General features: G+C 45.0%; 9 protein-coding genes. 4 read left to right on the plus strand and 5 right to left on the minus strand.

Annotated elements, in window-relative coordinates:
- Nucleotides 1–81: 81 nt before the first annotated feature.
- From BMW61_RS08905 to BMW61_RS08920, 4 genes are all read right to left on the minus strand, one after another.
- Nucleotides 82–1260: a PAS domain-containing sensor histidine kinase gene (locus BMW61_RS08905; RefSeq protein ID WP_091821114.1), complete on the minus strand. Its 1179-nt coding sequence runs from the start codon at nucleotides 1258–1260 to the stop codon at nucleotides 82–84.
- An 86-nt stretch (nucleotides 1261–1346) separates the two neighbouring features.
- Nucleotides 1347–3404 carry a TaqI-like C-terminal specificity domain-containing protein gene (locus BMW61_RS08910; protein ID WP_175475145.1) on the minus strand — a complete coding sequence of 686 codons (2058 nt, stop codon included), beginning with the start codon at nucleotides 3402–3404 and terminating at the stop codon, nucleotides 1347–1349.
- 21 nt (nucleotides 3405–3425) lie between these two features.
- Nucleotides 3426–6113: a YfhO family protein gene (locus BMW61_RS08915; RefSeq protein WP_091821119.1), complete on the minus strand. Its 2688-nt coding sequence runs from the start codon at nucleotides 6111–6113 to the stop codon at nucleotides 3426–3428.
- A gap of 15 nt (nucleotides 6114–6128) precedes the next feature.
- Nucleotides 6129–9014: a transglycosylase domain-containing protein gene (locus BMW61_RS08920; protein WP_091821122.1), complete on the minus strand. Its 2886-nt coding sequence runs from the start codon at nucleotides 9012–9014 to the stop codon at nucleotides 6129–6131.
- A gap of 129 nt (nucleotides 9015–9143) precedes the next feature.
- Here BMW61_RS08920 and BMW61_RS08925 point away from each other — a divergent pair, with 129 nt between their 5' ends.
- The gene (locus tag BMW61_RS08925; RefSeq protein ID WP_175475146.1) at nucleotides 9144–9776 is read left to right on the plus strand and encodes a YigZ family protein; all 633 of its coding nucleotides are present in this window, start codon (nucleotides 9144–9146) and stop codon (nucleotides 9774–9776) included.
- 143 nt (nucleotides 9777–9919) lie between these two features.
- Nucleotides 9920–11047 (plus strand): aldo/keto reductase, encoded by a 1128-nt coding sequence (locus BMW61_RS08930; protein WP_091821128.1) that lies wholly within the window; start codon nucleotides 9920–9922, stop codon nucleotides 11045–11047.
- A 43-nt stretch (nucleotides 11048–11090) separates the two neighbouring features.
- Here BMW61_RS08930 and typA read toward each other — a convergent pair whose 3' ends face one another.
- Entirely contained in the window at nucleotides 11091–12932 is a 1842-nt protein-coding gene (gene typA / locus BMW61_RS08935) for a translational GTPase TypA (protein WP_091821176.1), read from the minus strand.
- A gap of 295 nt (nucleotides 12933–13227) precedes the next feature.
- Here typA and BMW61_RS08940 point away from each other — a divergent pair, with 295 nt between their 5' ends.
- Complete coding sequence (locus BMW61_RS08940; RefSeq protein ID WP_022761561.1) at nucleotides 13228–13704, plus strand: hypothetical protein; 477 nt, start codon at nucleotides 13228–13230, stop codon at nucleotides 13702–13704.
- 32 nt (nucleotides 13705–13736) lie between these two features.
- Nucleotides 13737–16031, plus strand: coding sequence for a response regulator (locus BMW61_RS08945; protein ID WP_091821130.1), 2295 nt, complete (start codon nucleotides 13737–13739; stop codon nucleotides 16029–16031).
- The last annotated feature ends 6 nt before the right edge of the window (nucleotides 16032–16037 follow it).

Raw genomic sequence — 16037 nt, forward strand, 5'->3', positions numbered from 1 at the left:
TGGATAATAAAACGGATAGCAAAGAGCTTGCTATCCGTTGTTTTTCGTGATTTACATTGTGGGATTTAAGTTAACCCGCTGTCAGCTTTCCGGTGGTACTGCGTCGAGCTCTATTGTGGCTGTGAAGGTACTTCCGATTCCTTCTTCGCTTTCTGCGATAATATCACCCTTCATGAGACATGCAAGGCGCTTTGCGACGGAAAGTCCAAGGCCTGTACCTGTGCCATACTTGCTGGGATTCCTCTTTTCCTGTGAGAAGGTTCTGAAAAGGCTTGGCATAAAGGCACTGCCGATGCCGCAACCCTCATCTTTTACTACAAATTTTATTCTGTAAAAATCACCGTGCTTTTTGGAAGAAACATATATCTCGACAGTGTCTCCGCGTTCGCTGAACTTTACGGCGTTATTGGTTAAGTTAATCACCATCTGCTGAGTTCGTCCGAGGTCGCAGATGACCTGCGGGTTTGCTCTGTATTCTCTGTGCACGATGACTGTCACATTTTTTTCTTTTGCGAAGGCTTTGGTGATATTCTCAACGCCGTCCACAATATCATCAAGGGATGCTCTTTTCGGGTCGAGGTTTAAGTTACCGCCGTCGATTTTATCAATATCGAGAATATCGCTCATAAGTCTGGAGAGATAGTGACTGGAAGTGTAGATTTTTCTCATATCACTTCGAAGGACGTCGACATCCTCCTGATTCATTCCAAGATAGGACAGAGCGGAGATGGCGTTCATGGGATTCTTGATTTCATTACTCATGCGGGATAAGAATTCCGACATGCGTCTGTTGGCACGCTTTTCATTATCGAGAAGCTTGTCGTTTATTTTATTAAGCTGTTCGATTTTCCTGATGTGTTCCTGCTCCTCGGTGACGTCCATAAAGGAGCCTACAAATCCGATAATAACACCTTCATCGTAAATAGGTGTTTTGGTAGCAATGATCTCTCTTACTTCGCCTTTAACAATACACAGGCCATGAACATTGTGAGTACTCTCACCGTGAAGGACCCGGAGCTCATCCTGCATGAAAGGTTCAGGATCCGGATGCCAGCCCATATCCTCGTCGGTTTTACCGATAACTTCATCAGCTGATTTAAAACCATAAAAATTGAGAAATGCCTGGTTTACTCCGACAAATCTGCGCTGGGTATCCTTCCAGAAGATACAGTCCTGGGTAGTATTTATGATTTTGTCGAACAACTGATCCGCATGTTCGTCAAGTGAAATTGTCTTTAACTTTTCGATATTATCACTCATCTAAATCCTCTTGAAAAAAATACAAGAAATCTCCTTACGCAAAACGTGAAAGTGTATATCAATTATAACACGAAATTCCGTAAATGCTATAGTGGAAGAAATAAGTTCTCGTTTTTAAGTTCATCTTTTATGAATGAGATATCACTGTCCGATAAATTGAACAGCTTAAAACACTTATCATCGAGCTCATTGTAAAGTGCGGTTATCTTGCTTTTGCGTTCGCCCTCGGAGGGTGATTTTGAATCACCGGGGGTCCCGCAAAGCTCTAAGATACTGTCAATTATGGCAATTATTTTGTCTTGGGTATCAGCATCCGCATCCGGGATCGGTATCTGTTCGATGTGCGATCTTAGGATTTTTACCGACCGGAATTTTTTGATGAAATAATATTCGGAGGCACTGCAGTTTAAAATCGCCATAATATATTTCATGCTGAGATTTTTAATGTTCGGAATTACGATATTACAGCTGTTAAGAGACAGCGTTTGTTTGTCGTCATATGCAAAAACAAGTCGTCCTCCGATGAAACGATAGAGCAGCTTTTCAGGTGCCCGGTACATGGAAAGAGGTGCTACCTGCTGGCATTTATCGGGATCGAAGTTTATGTAGCACTTGGGGATTCTGAAGGCATATTTGAAAATATCGGTGCCTTTCAGTATAACTTCGTTGTTTGCGGTCTTTCGTGATTTGAGCATTTCCTTGTTGGCACCTGTCACTATTCCAAGTGCAAACTCGGCATTTCCTTCGAGTCTTTTTGCACCGGGCAGAGTCTCCAGATGGTTAAGGATCCGGTACTCATTGTCGGGCATGAGGAAGTCGAAGGCGTCTCCTGTCAGCTTCCGCTTAGAAGTGATTTTAAAGTAGGAATCCTTTTCATATACGACAGGATTTTTTGAAAGGAAGCTGTCGGTGGACTTTTGTACCTGCATTATCACGGAAGGGCACTGGACATGATCGAATACATCTCCCAGATATTCAAGGTGCGTAAGTGTGGTTGTCTTCAGCAGAAGCTCACGAATTATTCGATGAGTTTTGACAAGAAGGACCGACTCCGGAAGGACGTAGGAAAGTGTACCGCCGTCTTTAAGAAGACCGAGAGCCTGCTCAGTAAAAAGATCAAAGGAATCGGGTGATTTTGCCTTGCCGCATTCGAAAGTATCCTTGAGGTAAGTCTTTTCATCTGCAGTGAAAGAAGAACCCCAGGGAGGATTGCCAAGGATAATATCGTAGGTTTTATCACTCCTGTTTTCATGGAGGAAATCCCTTACTATAAGATGCTCTTTCCAGAAATCGACATCAGGGATTCTGTACTTGAGTGCCAGGTTAATCCTTGCAAGAAGAATACTGGTCTCATCGAGATCATAGCCGTAGAGATTCCCGGCAGGGACACCCGGAGGAAGACATAATAAAAAGTTACCGGTTCCGCAGCCCGGATCAAGGATCTGTTTATCCTGACCTTCTGAGAGGATTGATGCCTCAAAAAGGTGTCCGAGAAGTCTTTGTACGATTGTTCCGGGAGTGTAATAGGTTCCCTCGCTTTTCCTTGCGCGAAGGTGCTTTAAAGATATGTATATCAGACCAAGAGTATCCTCGCCGGGAACGTACTCGAAGTTCCCGGTTAGAGAGATGATGTCCTCAGGTAAGGATGTGTCGTCTTCGGATGGATGAAGCTCCGTGATAAGGTGTGAGTATTTCTCCTGTTCTTCATCCGAAATTCTTTTGGAAATAAGCCTTTTTGCGCAGCCCGCAAGGATGGCTTTCAGCATGGAATCTGTGAGTTCAAAAGGTTTGGTCTGCTCTGAAGATTCTGCTGTTTCTTCAGGTTCTGTAGTAAGAGCACTGCAGCTTTCAAAGTCGGCAATGTCTGAAATAAGTTTGTTAACCAGCGGGAGATTGGGAGAAGTCGCAGGAATATAAGAGCTGTACAGGAGCTTACCCGATACGTAGGTCTTGTTCCTGCGGCTCTTTAAGGATTTGATCTTTCCGTTTTCAAGATCGGCTTTGAGGGAGCTGACGTACTCCTCAGAAAAGAGATACGAGCGTCCCTTTTTTCCTTCAGGCTTAATCTTACCGAGCTTTATCCAGTTTCTCCCTGTGGCGGGAGTGATAGACAGTTCTGCACAAAGGTCAGATAGTGTAAGCATTAGCGCAATCCCCCTCATCCGTCAGCTTTGCTGACACCTTCCCCCAAAGGGGAAGGCAATAGATATTATAAGCATTATTATTCCTATCAGGCTTAGGATAAATCCTGCCACGAGACCCGGGGTGTGGTAAACCAGTTTGATGTCGTGGTGGCCATCGGTCATTTCAAGAGCACTGAACATGGTGTCGGCTGTGAGGAGCTCTGTCTTTTTGCCGTCAACGTAGGCGGTCCATCCCTTGGAATAAGGAATTGATAAGAAGAAAATCTCACTGTCGCCGCAGTCAATGCTTCCTGTAATAGTATTCGTTGCAAAGGAGATGGGATTCTTGTGAAGATCCACATCCGTAAGTGTATGTGCTTTAAGCTCTGTGAGGCGGTCATGCATGGTTGCAAGCGATCTGCAATACACGCTCATCTCATCGAATTTATAGGTGCCTTTTTCATTAAAATTGATCCTGATATAGGTCTTTGCCTCGTTGGCATTTCCGAGATTCACAAGGAAATCGTGCCAGCCTGAGTAGTACCAGGAGCGCTCTGTCTTGTAATCGATATTTTTGCTGATACAGGTGCCGTCAGCGAGCTCTGTGGAGATGATGATGCTGGGCACGTCATTTTTACACTTGATTCGAAGGTTCTTCAGATACAAAAGAGTTTCGCAGCCGGGGTTACCGTTAAAGGTGAGAAGAACGGAGGAACCTGCTTTTGCCTTGAAACCGCCGTTTACTTCCTTTACATCGCCCTCAAGAGTTATGTCATAAGGAATAGACTCAGAGGTGAAAACCGGCTCAGCTTCCGGATATTTGGATGCGATATCATCTTTTAGAACGGCTCCGTAAAGGAGTGCTTCTTCGCGCTGAACAGGAGTCATGGCGCTTAGAGCAGACTCTGATATGGCGCTGTTATAAGTAAAACCAAGAGGCATAGCGTCAGGGTTTTCATAGATTCCAAAGTTGTACTTTTCATAGGACGGTACATATCCGCAGGGTACGAAGGCCTGTTGCTCAGGAGTGTTATATCTGAGAGAGTAGTATCGAACTCCGGCAATCGAATTAAGGACTGCTCTGTCGTCCAGGGCAAAGTATGCAAAGCTCTGCTGGTCGTTTATAGCCATGAGCTTGAAGTACTCGGATACGCTCTTATCGGCAAGACTCCAGAAGAACTGTGTTGAGGATATGCCATCGAGCATAGCAGCGTTCCAGACAAGGTCTCGGCCTGAATAGCGGTAAAAATCATTCGAGGCATCGAGGCCTGAAGCTGCTGCATTTTCTTCGACCACCTGAACTTCGGTGCTCTGAAGCTGGGCATACATTTCCTCGGGAGTGCAGATATCCATGTAATCTCTTATCATGTTGCCCTCGTCGGGGGAGTACGCCATGCGGCCATTTTTCATGATAAATCCGAGTGTTATCATAAGGACCATAATGCTTACGATAGAAGCGACAAAAGCGGGTTTACGCTCTTTTCCTTTTCCCATGAAAGCAGCTGCTTTATTTCCTGTGAAGTCCGTAAATTCAGCGGTTATAAAACCTGCGAAAAGAGCACAGGCAAAAGCCCATCTGTTTACGGCATAGGAGAAGGCTGCAAAGACATATCCGCAAAACGGCAGGCACAGGAAGATGGTAAGAAGTATCATGTAAACCAGTTCCTGGTAGATAGCTGCTTTTGTTCCGGATTCTGTAGAGCCTTTTCTTGCTACTAGATAATACACAGCGCGGATAATAATGAATACAGCAGCTATTACAAATACCGGTGTAAAGCCAAGCTGAGTGTCGTTTGATCCGTGATAGACGAAGCTGTAGACATTTTTCCAGAGCTCCTTGTAATATGCAGCGTCATAGAAGAGCGGGATGGTGATTCCCGAAGCCGCTCTCGGATTATTTGGGAAAGCAACGAGAACAGGCAGCAGGATGAACATGCTCATCAGGGTGCCGATAATTCCGTAGACAAAGAATGTGCCGATGGTACGAAGCATAGCACCGGGTTCGTGTTTTCCAATGTATGAAAAAAGCAGCCGTACGATTACATAGATGATAGTAAGGAGCACGATTATATAGAAAAAGTAGAAATTGTTGGTACCTGCGAGAAAGACGGCAACAGCGAAAAATGCCGGCTTTTTCTCTTTTAAGATCTTCTCCGCCCCGAGAAGAACCAGCGGGAGATAGATCAAAGGGTTCGCAAAGAAGGGATGCCACAGGCCGAGGTACATGAAATATGAACCGAAGCTGTAGGTGAACATTCCTGCAAGAAGTGCCGGCGCGGACATATCTTTTCGCATATATTTTGCATACAGTGAAAAGGTGATACCTGCAAGGTACGCGCGTAGAATCATAACTACCTGGAAGTAGATATGAATATATTCTGTTTTTACAAAAGCGGAAAATAAATTAAGAAGATCGCCGAGGGCATAGTACTGAAGCGTAGGATACATGTCGCTTCCGTATCCTATCCCGAAGGCGAAGGTCTGAAGGCTGAGGGAGTGGTCCTTGAATACATGATAAAAAACTCCGCGGAGCCACTTTGAATAGTAAGCCGCAGCCTTAAGATGCTGCCGCCAGGTATCACCCTCGCAGATGAGGCTCTTGCCGTTTGAATAGAAATATCCATAGACAAGAGCTGACATGGCAGCAAATATGGCTGTGTAGGTAAGATAGAAAACTAATGTCTTCCATCCGGATTTTTTTGAAACATTCTGATCATTATGTATATCCATTACTCGGGAATCCCCTTATTCATCGTCCTCTTCTTCATCGTCGGCATTGTCCTCTTCGGGAGTGGCGGCGGGAGCTGCCTCGGGAGCAGGTGCTGCTTCCTGAGCGGGCTGAACATTCTCTGCGGGAGCAGGAGTTTCAGCGGGAGCAGGAGTTTCTGCAGGAGCAGGAGTTTCTGCCGGTGTTTCAGCAGGTGCTGCATTCGGATCCGTAGTATTAAGAGAATCCGGACTTGCAGGTGTAGCATTTGCATTGCCCACGGCAGGACCTGTGTAGATGATACCCTGCTGGATAAGGCTTGTCTCCTGAGCTAGAATTTCCTGTATATTAGGCTGAGCCATAAATTCAGGTGTGTGGTGACAGGTTACGGAAGGGGTTACAACCGTATTTCCTGCTTCGTCAACACTGGTAGTGTAGTTGCCTGAACCGCTGCCGCCGGGTGACTGTGCCTGAAGTGCTGCAGGCTCCGGAGGAATAAGCTCAAATACACCTGATATTTTGAAAGGACACTGTTCTGTAGCGGGATGCTGATCACTCTGACACAGAATTCCTGAATAGTGAACGTTACAGCTATCAGAGGGAGCAGTACCTTCTTCAAAGTACTCGGTCATAAGTGTGCCATCACAGAGTCCTGCAATAGGCGATTTTCCTGATCTTGAGCATACCGTGGCTGTGACAACGGAAGCGGGTTTCTCGAAGGTGGTGGAGGGCAGGTTCTCATGTATCTTGGACATTACGGCTCTCCACATGTCCTTCGCAAGATGCTGCTCTGCTTTGGTGGTCAGATCCACGTTGTTGTCATAGCCTGCCCAGGTAGTTGCAGTGTAATAGGTTGTGTAGCCTGCAAACCAAACGTCGTTCTCATCTGAGGTAGTACCTGTCTTACCTGCTATGGCGGTTGTTCCGAAGTTAACAGCGGTACCTGTACCCTTGGTTACAACGTCCTGCATTGCACTTGTAAGCAGATAAGCAGTGGACTCCTTGAGGATTCTTGTGGAATCGGAGTTCGTATTATCAAGAAGGGTATTACCTTCGTGGTCGACAACCTTGGTATAAAGCTTGGGCTTGATGTAAACGCCCCCATTTGCGATTGCCGCATAAGCTGCGTTAAGTTCCATGTTGGTGACACCGTGTGTCAGACCGCCGAGAGCTGTAGGAAGCTGAACATCTGTGAAAATCTTACCGTTAATTTCTTCGTTTTCAGCAAGGGTCGTGAAACCGAAATTTTTCAGATAATCAAAAGCAAGCTGAGGAGTGATAACGGTCATCGTCTTAACTGCGATGATGTTCATTGACTGCTCGATCGCGGTTCTTATAGAGGTAAGACCTCTGTAGGACTCGCCGTACCAGTTGTTAACGGGGCGGCCGTCGGGATAATTAAACGGAGCATCGTTAAATACGGTAGCAAGGGTAAGGCCTGCGCTGTCCAGAGCAGGTGCATAGGTTGAGAGCACCTTGAAGGTGGAACCGGGCTGGCGAACAGTGTCTGTTGCACGGTTAAGAGTTCTGGAAGCGGTCTTGTTTCCGCGGCCTCCGACCATGGCTACCACATAGCCTGTGGTGTGATCCTCAATTGTGAGAGATACCTGAGGCTGAGGTGTGAGATTCTTGCGCTCACCGTCGATGGTATCATTTGGTCCGACAACAGCAGCCTTGTAGGCTTCAATTGCCGCATCTGCTTCTTCCTCTGAGTTAAACAGCATGTTGAAGCCTTTGTTCTCCTGCTGGAAATAAGATTTCATCATCTCTGTGCTGTAGTTGGTAGGATTGCCCTCAGAATCAATTGTAGTAAGTGCATAATCGAGAAGGTATTTAGTGCCTTCAGGATAATTGGATTCATCCATGTAAACCGAGTCACAGATCGACTGAATAGCGGGATCCTGTGTTGAGTAGATCTTAAGACCACCGCTGTACAGGAGCGTATAAGCCTGAGTCTCGTTATAACCTGCATCGATCAGGTCGTCGATAAGCTGGTTTGTAAGGGCATCGACGAAGTAGGAGTTGATGGTGTTATCAGCAGTCTCCTTGTCAGCAACCTGAATTCTGGCATAGACATCGTCGTTCATTGCTTCATCAAACTCTATCTGAGAGATGTAGCCCTGTTTCAGCATTTTTTTCAGTACTGTCTCACGGCGCTCAGCGTTCTTGTCCGGATGCGTAATGGGATTAAAACGGCTGGGGTTCTGCGTGATACCTGCGATAACCGCGCACTCTGACAGAGTCAGGTTAGTAACAGACTTGTTGAAATAGCGAAGTGAAGCTGCCTGCACACCGAGAGTGTTAGAGCCCAGGTTGATGGTGTTCATATAGTTAAGGAGGATATCCTCCTTGCTCATGGTTTTTTCAAGCTGAATTGCGAGATACTGCTCCTGAACCTTACGCTTTATCTTGGCGATATCGGAGTTCTCACTGGTCCATCCGGTAAATACGTTGTTCTTAAGAAGCTGCTGGGTTATGGTACTTGCACCCTGAGAGAGATCATGGCTGGTGATACCAATGTAAGCAGCTCTGAAGATACCCTGAATATCAATACCGTTGTGCTGGTAAAAACGCTCATCCTCTATGGCTACGAAAGCGTGAGCAAGATTTTCGGGAATCATGTCCATTGTAACCGGGATTCTGTTTGAATCGGTTGAAACCAGCTTTGCTGTCTGGTTACCTTCCGTATCGTATACAAAGGTTGAATATCCGGTGGGAGTTACATTTATTTTGCCAATCTCCGGCGCAGTATCAATAATACCTCTGAACACACCGATACCTGCGCATACTCCGATAACAGCAATACCGATGCATACTATAAGTATAAGTTCAAATGATATAAGAGAGATTTTCTTCCCCCATTTGGTAGTACCTGAGACTATAGAGTGTTGCTGATCTCTGATACCTTTTCTGCCAAAATTCATAAATTCCTCCAGTAGTGGTATGATATACAGAGCAATTCGTATATCATTTTTTAGTAATATTAATAAGTAGTATTATTCAAACTACTATTATAACAAATATGACAAATAATGGATAGTCTGGGGGAATACATGGGAAAAACGGACAGTTATAAAGTGATATTAGAGCAGGGATGCGGTGAAATAGTTGAAAAGAAATCCCGCTTCATTGCAAATGTCTTACCGGTGGAGAGCGTGCAGGAGGCTGAGGAGCAGATAGCTGCTTTTCAAAAAAAGTTCTGGGATGCCAGACACAACTGCTATGCTTTTGTTATCGGCTCGGATTTTGGGGTGGCAAGGTGCAGTGACAACGGTGAACCCTCGGGTACTGCGGGAAAACCGATTCTTGAAGTCATAAAAGGCGCCGGAGTAACTAACGTCCTTATAATAGTAACAAGATATTTCGGAGGAGTTCTTCTTGGAACCGGGGGACTTGTACGCGCCTACACTCAGGCGGCTCAGGCGGGGCTCGCCGCAGCAAAAGTGGGAGAGATGGTCTATGGCAAGAGATTTCACCTAACCGCCGATTACACACTGGTGAACGGCATTCAGTATTACCTCAGACAGGAGGAGATTCCTCTTGAAAACGAAACCTACACCGACAAGGTGGAGTATGACATCACTGTTCGCATGGAAGACGCAGATAGAATTAAAGATGGTCTTACTCAGAAGACTGAGGGCAGACTTGGCATCGAGGAGACCGGAGAGGGTTATTATCCATTTTGAATTTGATTTGTATAGTCTGAAAAAGTCACAATAATCGATAATAATTATTTTACATAATGCCCTATATATTGTGCACAATCAATATGATAAACTTTAAATCTGAGTATTTAAGAATTATTATCATTTTGTTTGGAGGACACACAATGGACAATTCATTCCCTGAAATAAAAACATTTTTCGGATTTGGATGCATGAGACTTCCAATGAAGGGTACGGAAGTTGATATCGAGCAGTTCAAGGATATGGCGGATTATTTCATAAATAGCGGCTTTAATTACTTTGACACTGCGCATGGCTATATTGATGGTAAATCTGAAAAGGCTATCAAAATCGCTGTTTCCGACAGATATCCGAGAGAAAAATTCCTTTTGACTGATAAACTGACTGAGCCCTATTTCAGCAAGGAAGAGGATATTCGGCCATTTTTCCAGAGTCAGCTCGATGCTTGCGGCGTGGATTATTTTGACTTCTATCTGATGCATGCCCAGAATGCAAAGAATTTCGAGCATTTCAAGAAGTGCAAGGCATACGAGACTGCCTTCAAGCTCAAGGAAGAGGGTAAGATAAGGCACGTAGGGCTCTCTTTCCACGACAGTGCAGAGGTACTGGATAAGATACTCACAACTTATCCCGAGGTAGAGATCGTTCAGATTCAGTTCAATTATCTTGATTATGAGGATCCTGCCGTTCAGAGCCACAAATGTCTTGATGTGTGCAGAAAGCACGGCAAGCCGGTTATCGTGATGGAGCCCGTAAAGGGAGGAAATCTTGTGAATCTCCCTGCAGATGCACAGAAGGTATTTGATGAACTGGGAGCCGGATTATCAAATGCAAGCTATGCCATTAGATTCGCTGCGAGCCAGGACGGAATACGAATAGTCCTCTCCGGAATGAGCGATTTTGCACAGATGAAGGACAACGTATCTTTCATGAAGGACTTTAAGCCTCTGGATGAGGCGGAAATGGGTGCAATAGCCAAGGTTACAGCTATCTACAAGAACCTTGATGCAATTCCCTGCACCTCATGTCACTACTGTGTAGAACAGAATCACTGTCCGATGAATATTATGATTCCGGAGATTTTCTCCTGCATGAACACCAGGAAAATTTTCAACGACTGGAATCAGAAGATGTATTATGCAAATGTGTTAACTTCTGACGGAAAAGGAAAGGCCAGCGATTGCATCGAGTGCGGAGGTTGTGAAACCGCATGTCCTCAACATTTGGAAATTCGCTCCTTGCTAAAAGACGTTGCGAAGGAACTTGAGTAAACGAAAACGGGGTCGCCCGGTATTGGGCGACCCCGACATTTTTTTATTTCTTATTCTTGGCAGCGAAGCCAGCTCTCTTTCTGAGTGTAGGATCAAGGATCTTTTTACGGATTCTAAGAGTTGTAGGTGTTACCTCAAGGAGCTCATCTGTGTCGATGAAGTCGATGCACTGCTCGAGAGACATGATACGCGGAGGTACAAGTCTGAGTGCTTCATCAGCAGATGATGTTCTTGTATTGGTGAGGTGCTTGGTCTTACATACGTTAACCTCGATGTCCTCACTTTTTCCTGAAGTACCGATAACCATTCCTGAGTAAACCTTATCGCCGGGGCTGATGAAGAGCTGTCCGCGCTCCTGAGCGTTGAACAGACCGTAAGTTACAGCCTCGCCTGTCTCGAAGGAGATAAGTGAACCCTGCTTACGATAGGAGATATCTCCCTTGTAAGGTGCGTAGCCGTCGAAGATGGTGTTCATGATACCGTTACCCTTGGTATCTGTCATGAACTCACCTCTGTAACCGATAAGTCCTCTTGAAGGGATGAGGAACTCAAGGCGTGTATAACCGCCGTTTGCAAGTCCCATGTTGATCATCTCACCTTTTCTCTCACCGAGCTTCTGGATAACGCTACCGGAAAACTCCTCCGGAACGTCGATGTAGCACTTCTCCATGGGCTCAAGCCTCTTGCCGTTCTCGTCTTCCTTGTAGATAACCTCAGCCTTACTTACTGCGAACTCATAGCCCTCACGACGCATTGTCTCGATAAGAACTGAAAGGTGAAGCTCACCACGTCCTGAAACCTTGAAAGTCTCTGTTGTTTCGGTGTCCTCAACACGAAGAGATACATCGGTGTTGAGCTCTTTATAAAGACGGTCACGGATGTGACGTGAAGTTACATATTTACCTTCCTGACCTGCAAGAGGTGAATCGTTGACGATGAAGTTCATAGAGATTGTGGGCTCTGAGATCTTCTGGAAAGGAATAGCATTAGGTGCATCTGTTGCACAGAGTGTATCACCGATCTTGAGATCCTCGATACCGGAAATAGCGACGATTGAACCGATGCCTGCTTCCTGAACCTCAACCTTACCAAGACCCTGGAACTCATAGAGCTTACTGATCTTAGTCTTGTAGGACTTGTCAGGCTCGTGATGATTTACTACGAGGACTTCCTGATTTACCTTAACTGAACCGTTATCAATTTTTCCTACACCGATACGACCTACATACTCGTTGTAGTCGATTGTGCTGATGAGCATCTGTGTGCCTGCATCGGGATCGCCGACAGGAGCAGGAATGTAGTTAATGATGGTGTCAAGAAGAGGCTTAAGGTCGCTTCCGGGCTCATCAAGTGACATGGATGAAGTTCCGGCCTTTGCTGATGCAAATACGAAAGGACAGTCAAGCTGCTTATCATCTGCGCCAAGGTCAAGAAGAAGCTCAAGAACTTCGTCGATAACTTCATTGGGACGAGCCTCGGGTCTGTCGATCTTGTTGATGCATACGATTACAGGGAGTTTAAGCTCCATCGCTTTTCCAAGAACGAACTTGGTCTGGGGCATCGCACCCTCAAAAGCATCAACGACAAGGATAACGCCGTTAACCATCTTGAGAACTCGCTCAACCTCACCGCCGAAATCTGCGTGGCCGGGAGTGTCGATGATGTTGATCTTTATATCTTTATAAGAAATAGCTGTGTTCTTGGACATGATGGTGATTCCGCGCTCACGCTCGATATCGCCTGAATCCATAACACGCTCTACGACGTCCTGGCCCTCACGAAATACGCCGCTCTGTCTGAGCAGTCCGTCAACCAGTGTGGTTTTACCGTGATCGACATGGGCTATGATTGCTACGTTTCTGACATCGTTTCTTGTCTGTTTCATTTTTACCTCCGTATGAAATGAATGGTTCAATTTTACAATCCCCTCATCCGGCAGCTTCGCTGCCACCTGTCTACGCTCCGCTTCGGTCCGCGCTGGACCGACGTCCCCCGGACGTCGAGCGCCCCCCCAGGGGGAAGGCATAGAATAAGGAAATAACTAGTTTAATTAATTTCAAAACTCACATAGTATATCATGCACTATACCATGTTGCAATGAGCAGAATGATTAAAAAAATCTAAACAGCGCAATCTTTATTTAATTTTCCGCTTTAACGTTTTAAAATAGAGGTATGAGTATGGACAGCTATGACAAGAACCTGCAGCGCTTTGAACAAGCCCAGGGTGCAAAGATCGACCCCCATGGAATTAAGACAGGGGTAAGAGTTTGCAAAAATTGTGGAAGAAAGCTTCTTCATGGTGTGGAGGGGGATCTCTGCCCCTTGTGTGCTGAGCAGGAGCTCTTTTGTGATGTCCGCGACTATATCCGTGCGAATGATGTGAGGGATTATGAGGTGGCGCAGCACTTTAATATCCCTCTCAGTAAAGTGAAGAATTGGATTAAACAGGGTCGCATTCAGTACAAGGACGACCCTTCAATGAAACAGGTGCTCATGGGAAACTATTGCCAGGTTTGCGGAAGCCCCACAAACTTCGGTACAATCTGTCCCAAATGTATGAAAGAGAGGAAAAAGTCCCAGCAGATCGGTGTTGCTATCGGTCAGCCCAAGCCTGAAGGCAGCAATAAGATGAGATTTATGGAGGATGATAAATAGATTCATTGTGACAACACAGGGGGCGTCACTATATGTATTATTCCAGTTTAGCTTCGTTATCTTTAGTAATATGTTTTATTATAAACAACAAACTGTTTAGAACAGGATATAGCAGGGAATTACCGAAAGCAAAGCTTGAATACAGGCACTTTCTTCACAGCCTTATTCTGTTTATGGTAACAGATATCGCCTGGGGATTATTGTATGAGATGCATATTATCCCGTTGGTTTATCTGGATACTATCGCATATTTCGCATCGCAAGCTATTGCTGTCTTATTTTGGACAAGATTTGTTGTGACCTATCTGGATAGGAACAGCTTTACTGACAGGATTCTTCTTTATGTTGGGAAAGTCACGTTTATCTTTGTTGTTTCATGTCTTGTGATTAACATTTTTACCCCTATAGTATTTTCATTTGACGAAAATGGCATCTTCTTATCACTGCCTATACGATATCTTTTTTTGATTATACAGGATGTTTTTTTTACAGTAGTTGCATTATACACTTTCAGGGCATACTTTAAGGAGGCAAAAAACAAGAGACATCAATATCGGACAATTGCAGTATCAGGGGCAGTTATGGCTGTTTTTATGACATTTCAAACCTTTAATCCGCTTCTGCCTTTTTGTGTGACTGGCTTCTTGATTTCAACCTGTCTCATTCATGCATTTGTTGCAGAGGAAGAGGCAGCTGAAAAGGCTATTCTTCTGGATGGGGCTTTAAAAGAGGCTGAAAAAGCGAATGCTGCCAAGACAGTTTTCCTGACAAATATGAGTCATGAAATTCGTACCCCGATCAATGTAATAATGGGAATGAATGAAATTATACGGCAAAGCTCCAATGATGATAAAATCCTGTCCTGTACAGACAATATTCGGAAGTCCGGGACAAGTCTTCTTTCCATAATACGCGATATTTTAGACTTTACCAAGATAGAGACAGGTAGGATGGAGCTTGTCTGCGAAGAGTATTATTTGCCGGATGTTATCGGAGATATTTATAATCTTATTCGTTTTAGGGCTGAGGAAAAGGGACTTGAACTTCGCTTTGAAATAGATGCTAAGATGCCCGTAAGGATGAAGGGTGATGCGCTGAGAATTAAGCAGGTGATCACTAATCTTTTGACAAATGCTGTTAAATATACGGAAAAAGGAAGCGTAACCTTTAAGGCAACGGTGCTTGAGAAAAAAGAGAACATTGCTGCCATAAGAGTATCTGTGATTGACACAGGAATTGGAATTAAGGACGAGGATAAGGAAAAACTGTTAGCGCCTTTTGAACGGCTCGATACAAATCGCACACGTACTATAGCGGGTACAGGTGTAGGACTTTCTATAACCTCGGCCCTTCTTCGGATGATGGGATCACAGCTTAGCGTGGACAGTATCTATAATGCAGGGTCGAATTTTCATTTTGATGTTTCGCAGGAAATTGCGGAGAACACTCCTATTGGTGAAAACTGGATGGATGCTCTTACTTCTTATAAATATACTGATAAGGCAGAGCGTAGAAACTTTACATCACCGGATAGTCACATTCTGATTGTTGATGATACAGCTTTGAACCTGCAGGTACTTTGTGGGCTCCTAGAGCCGACCGGAATTCAGATAGATACTGCGGAGAGCGGCGCGGAAGGAATCGATAAATTTGCGGCTGGTTCATATGACCTTGTTCTGCTTGATTATTTGATGCCACACATGAATGGCATCGAAACGCTTGCCAAAATAAAGGAAGAATATCCAGAGAAGGCTGCCACAACACCTATTATTTCCATTACGGCAAACGCTGTTGCAGGAGACCGTGAGCGTATGCTTGAAGCCGGTTTTACCAATTATTTGTCAAAACCTGTGGTAGTCGGAGAATTTATGGATATGCTCATTCAGTATCTTCCTGATGAGAAGGTCCATTTAGTCGCGCAGGCATCATCGGAAGAGGTCGAAGAGGCAAAGGAAGATGATGAACTGGAAGGAATTCCGGCAAAGCTTCTGGATATTCCTTGGATCGATGTAAAGCAGGGCGTTGAGTATTGCGGCACTGCCGAGACATATATGATGGCGCTTTCCATGTTTACGGATCATATTGATGAAAAGGCTGATCTGCTTGAGGACTGTCTTACAAATGATGATCTCGAAATGTTTATCGTGACTGTTCATGCCCTTAAGGGGAGCTCACTGACGCTTGGGATGGCGGATTTTTCAGCAAAATCGAAGGAACTTGAATTTGCGGGGAAGAGAAACGATATTGAATTTATTAAGGAGAAGATTGCTGATTACCTGGATGAATTCCGCGGGTTAAAACCCGTTCTTCAGGAGTGCAGTCAGTAGGAGAAT

This window comes from Butyrivibrio sp. ob235 (assembly GCF_900109475.1).
Lineage (GTDB): Bacteria > Bacillota > Clostridia > Lachnospirales > Lachnospiraceae > Butyrivibrio.

Excerpts from the sequence above, each read along its gene's own strand:
- BMW61_RS08920 (WP_091821122.1), bottom strand. The coding sequence starts at position 9,014 with ATGAATTTTGGCAGAAAAGGTATCAGAGATCAGCAACACTCTATAGTC.
- BMW61_RS08925 (WP_175475146.1), top strand. The coding sequence starts at position 9,144 with ATGGGAAAAACGGACAGTTATAAAGTGATATTAGAGCAGGGATGCGGT.
- BMW61_RS08945 (WP_091821130.1), top strand. The coding sequence starts at position 13,737 with ATGTATTATTCCAGTTTAGCTTCGTTATCTTTAGTAATATGTTTTATT.
- BMW61_RS08905 (WP_091821114.1), bottom strand. The coding sequence starts at position 1,260 with ATGAGTGATAATATCGAAAAGTTAAAGACAATTTCACTTGACGAACAT.
- BMW61_RS08940 (WP_022761561.1), top strand. The coding sequence starts at position 13,228 with ATGGACAGCTATGACAAGAACCTGCAGCGCTTTGAACAAGCCCAGGGT.
- BMW61_RS08930 (WP_091821128.1), top strand. The coding sequence starts at position 9,920 with ATGGACAATTCATTCCCTGAAATAAAAACATTTTTCGGATTTGGATGC.
- BMW61_RS08910 (WP_175475145.1), bottom strand. The coding sequence starts at position 3,404 with ATGCTTACACTATCTGACCTTTGTGCAGAACTGTCTATCACTCCCGCC.
- BMW61_RS08915 (WP_091821119.1), bottom strand. The coding sequence starts at position 6,113 with ATGGATATACATAATGATCAGAATGTTTCAAAAAAATCCGGATGGAAG.
- typA (WP_091821176.1), bottom strand. The coding sequence starts at position 12,932 with ATGAAACAGACAAGAAACGATGTCAGAAACGTAGCAATCATAGCCCAT.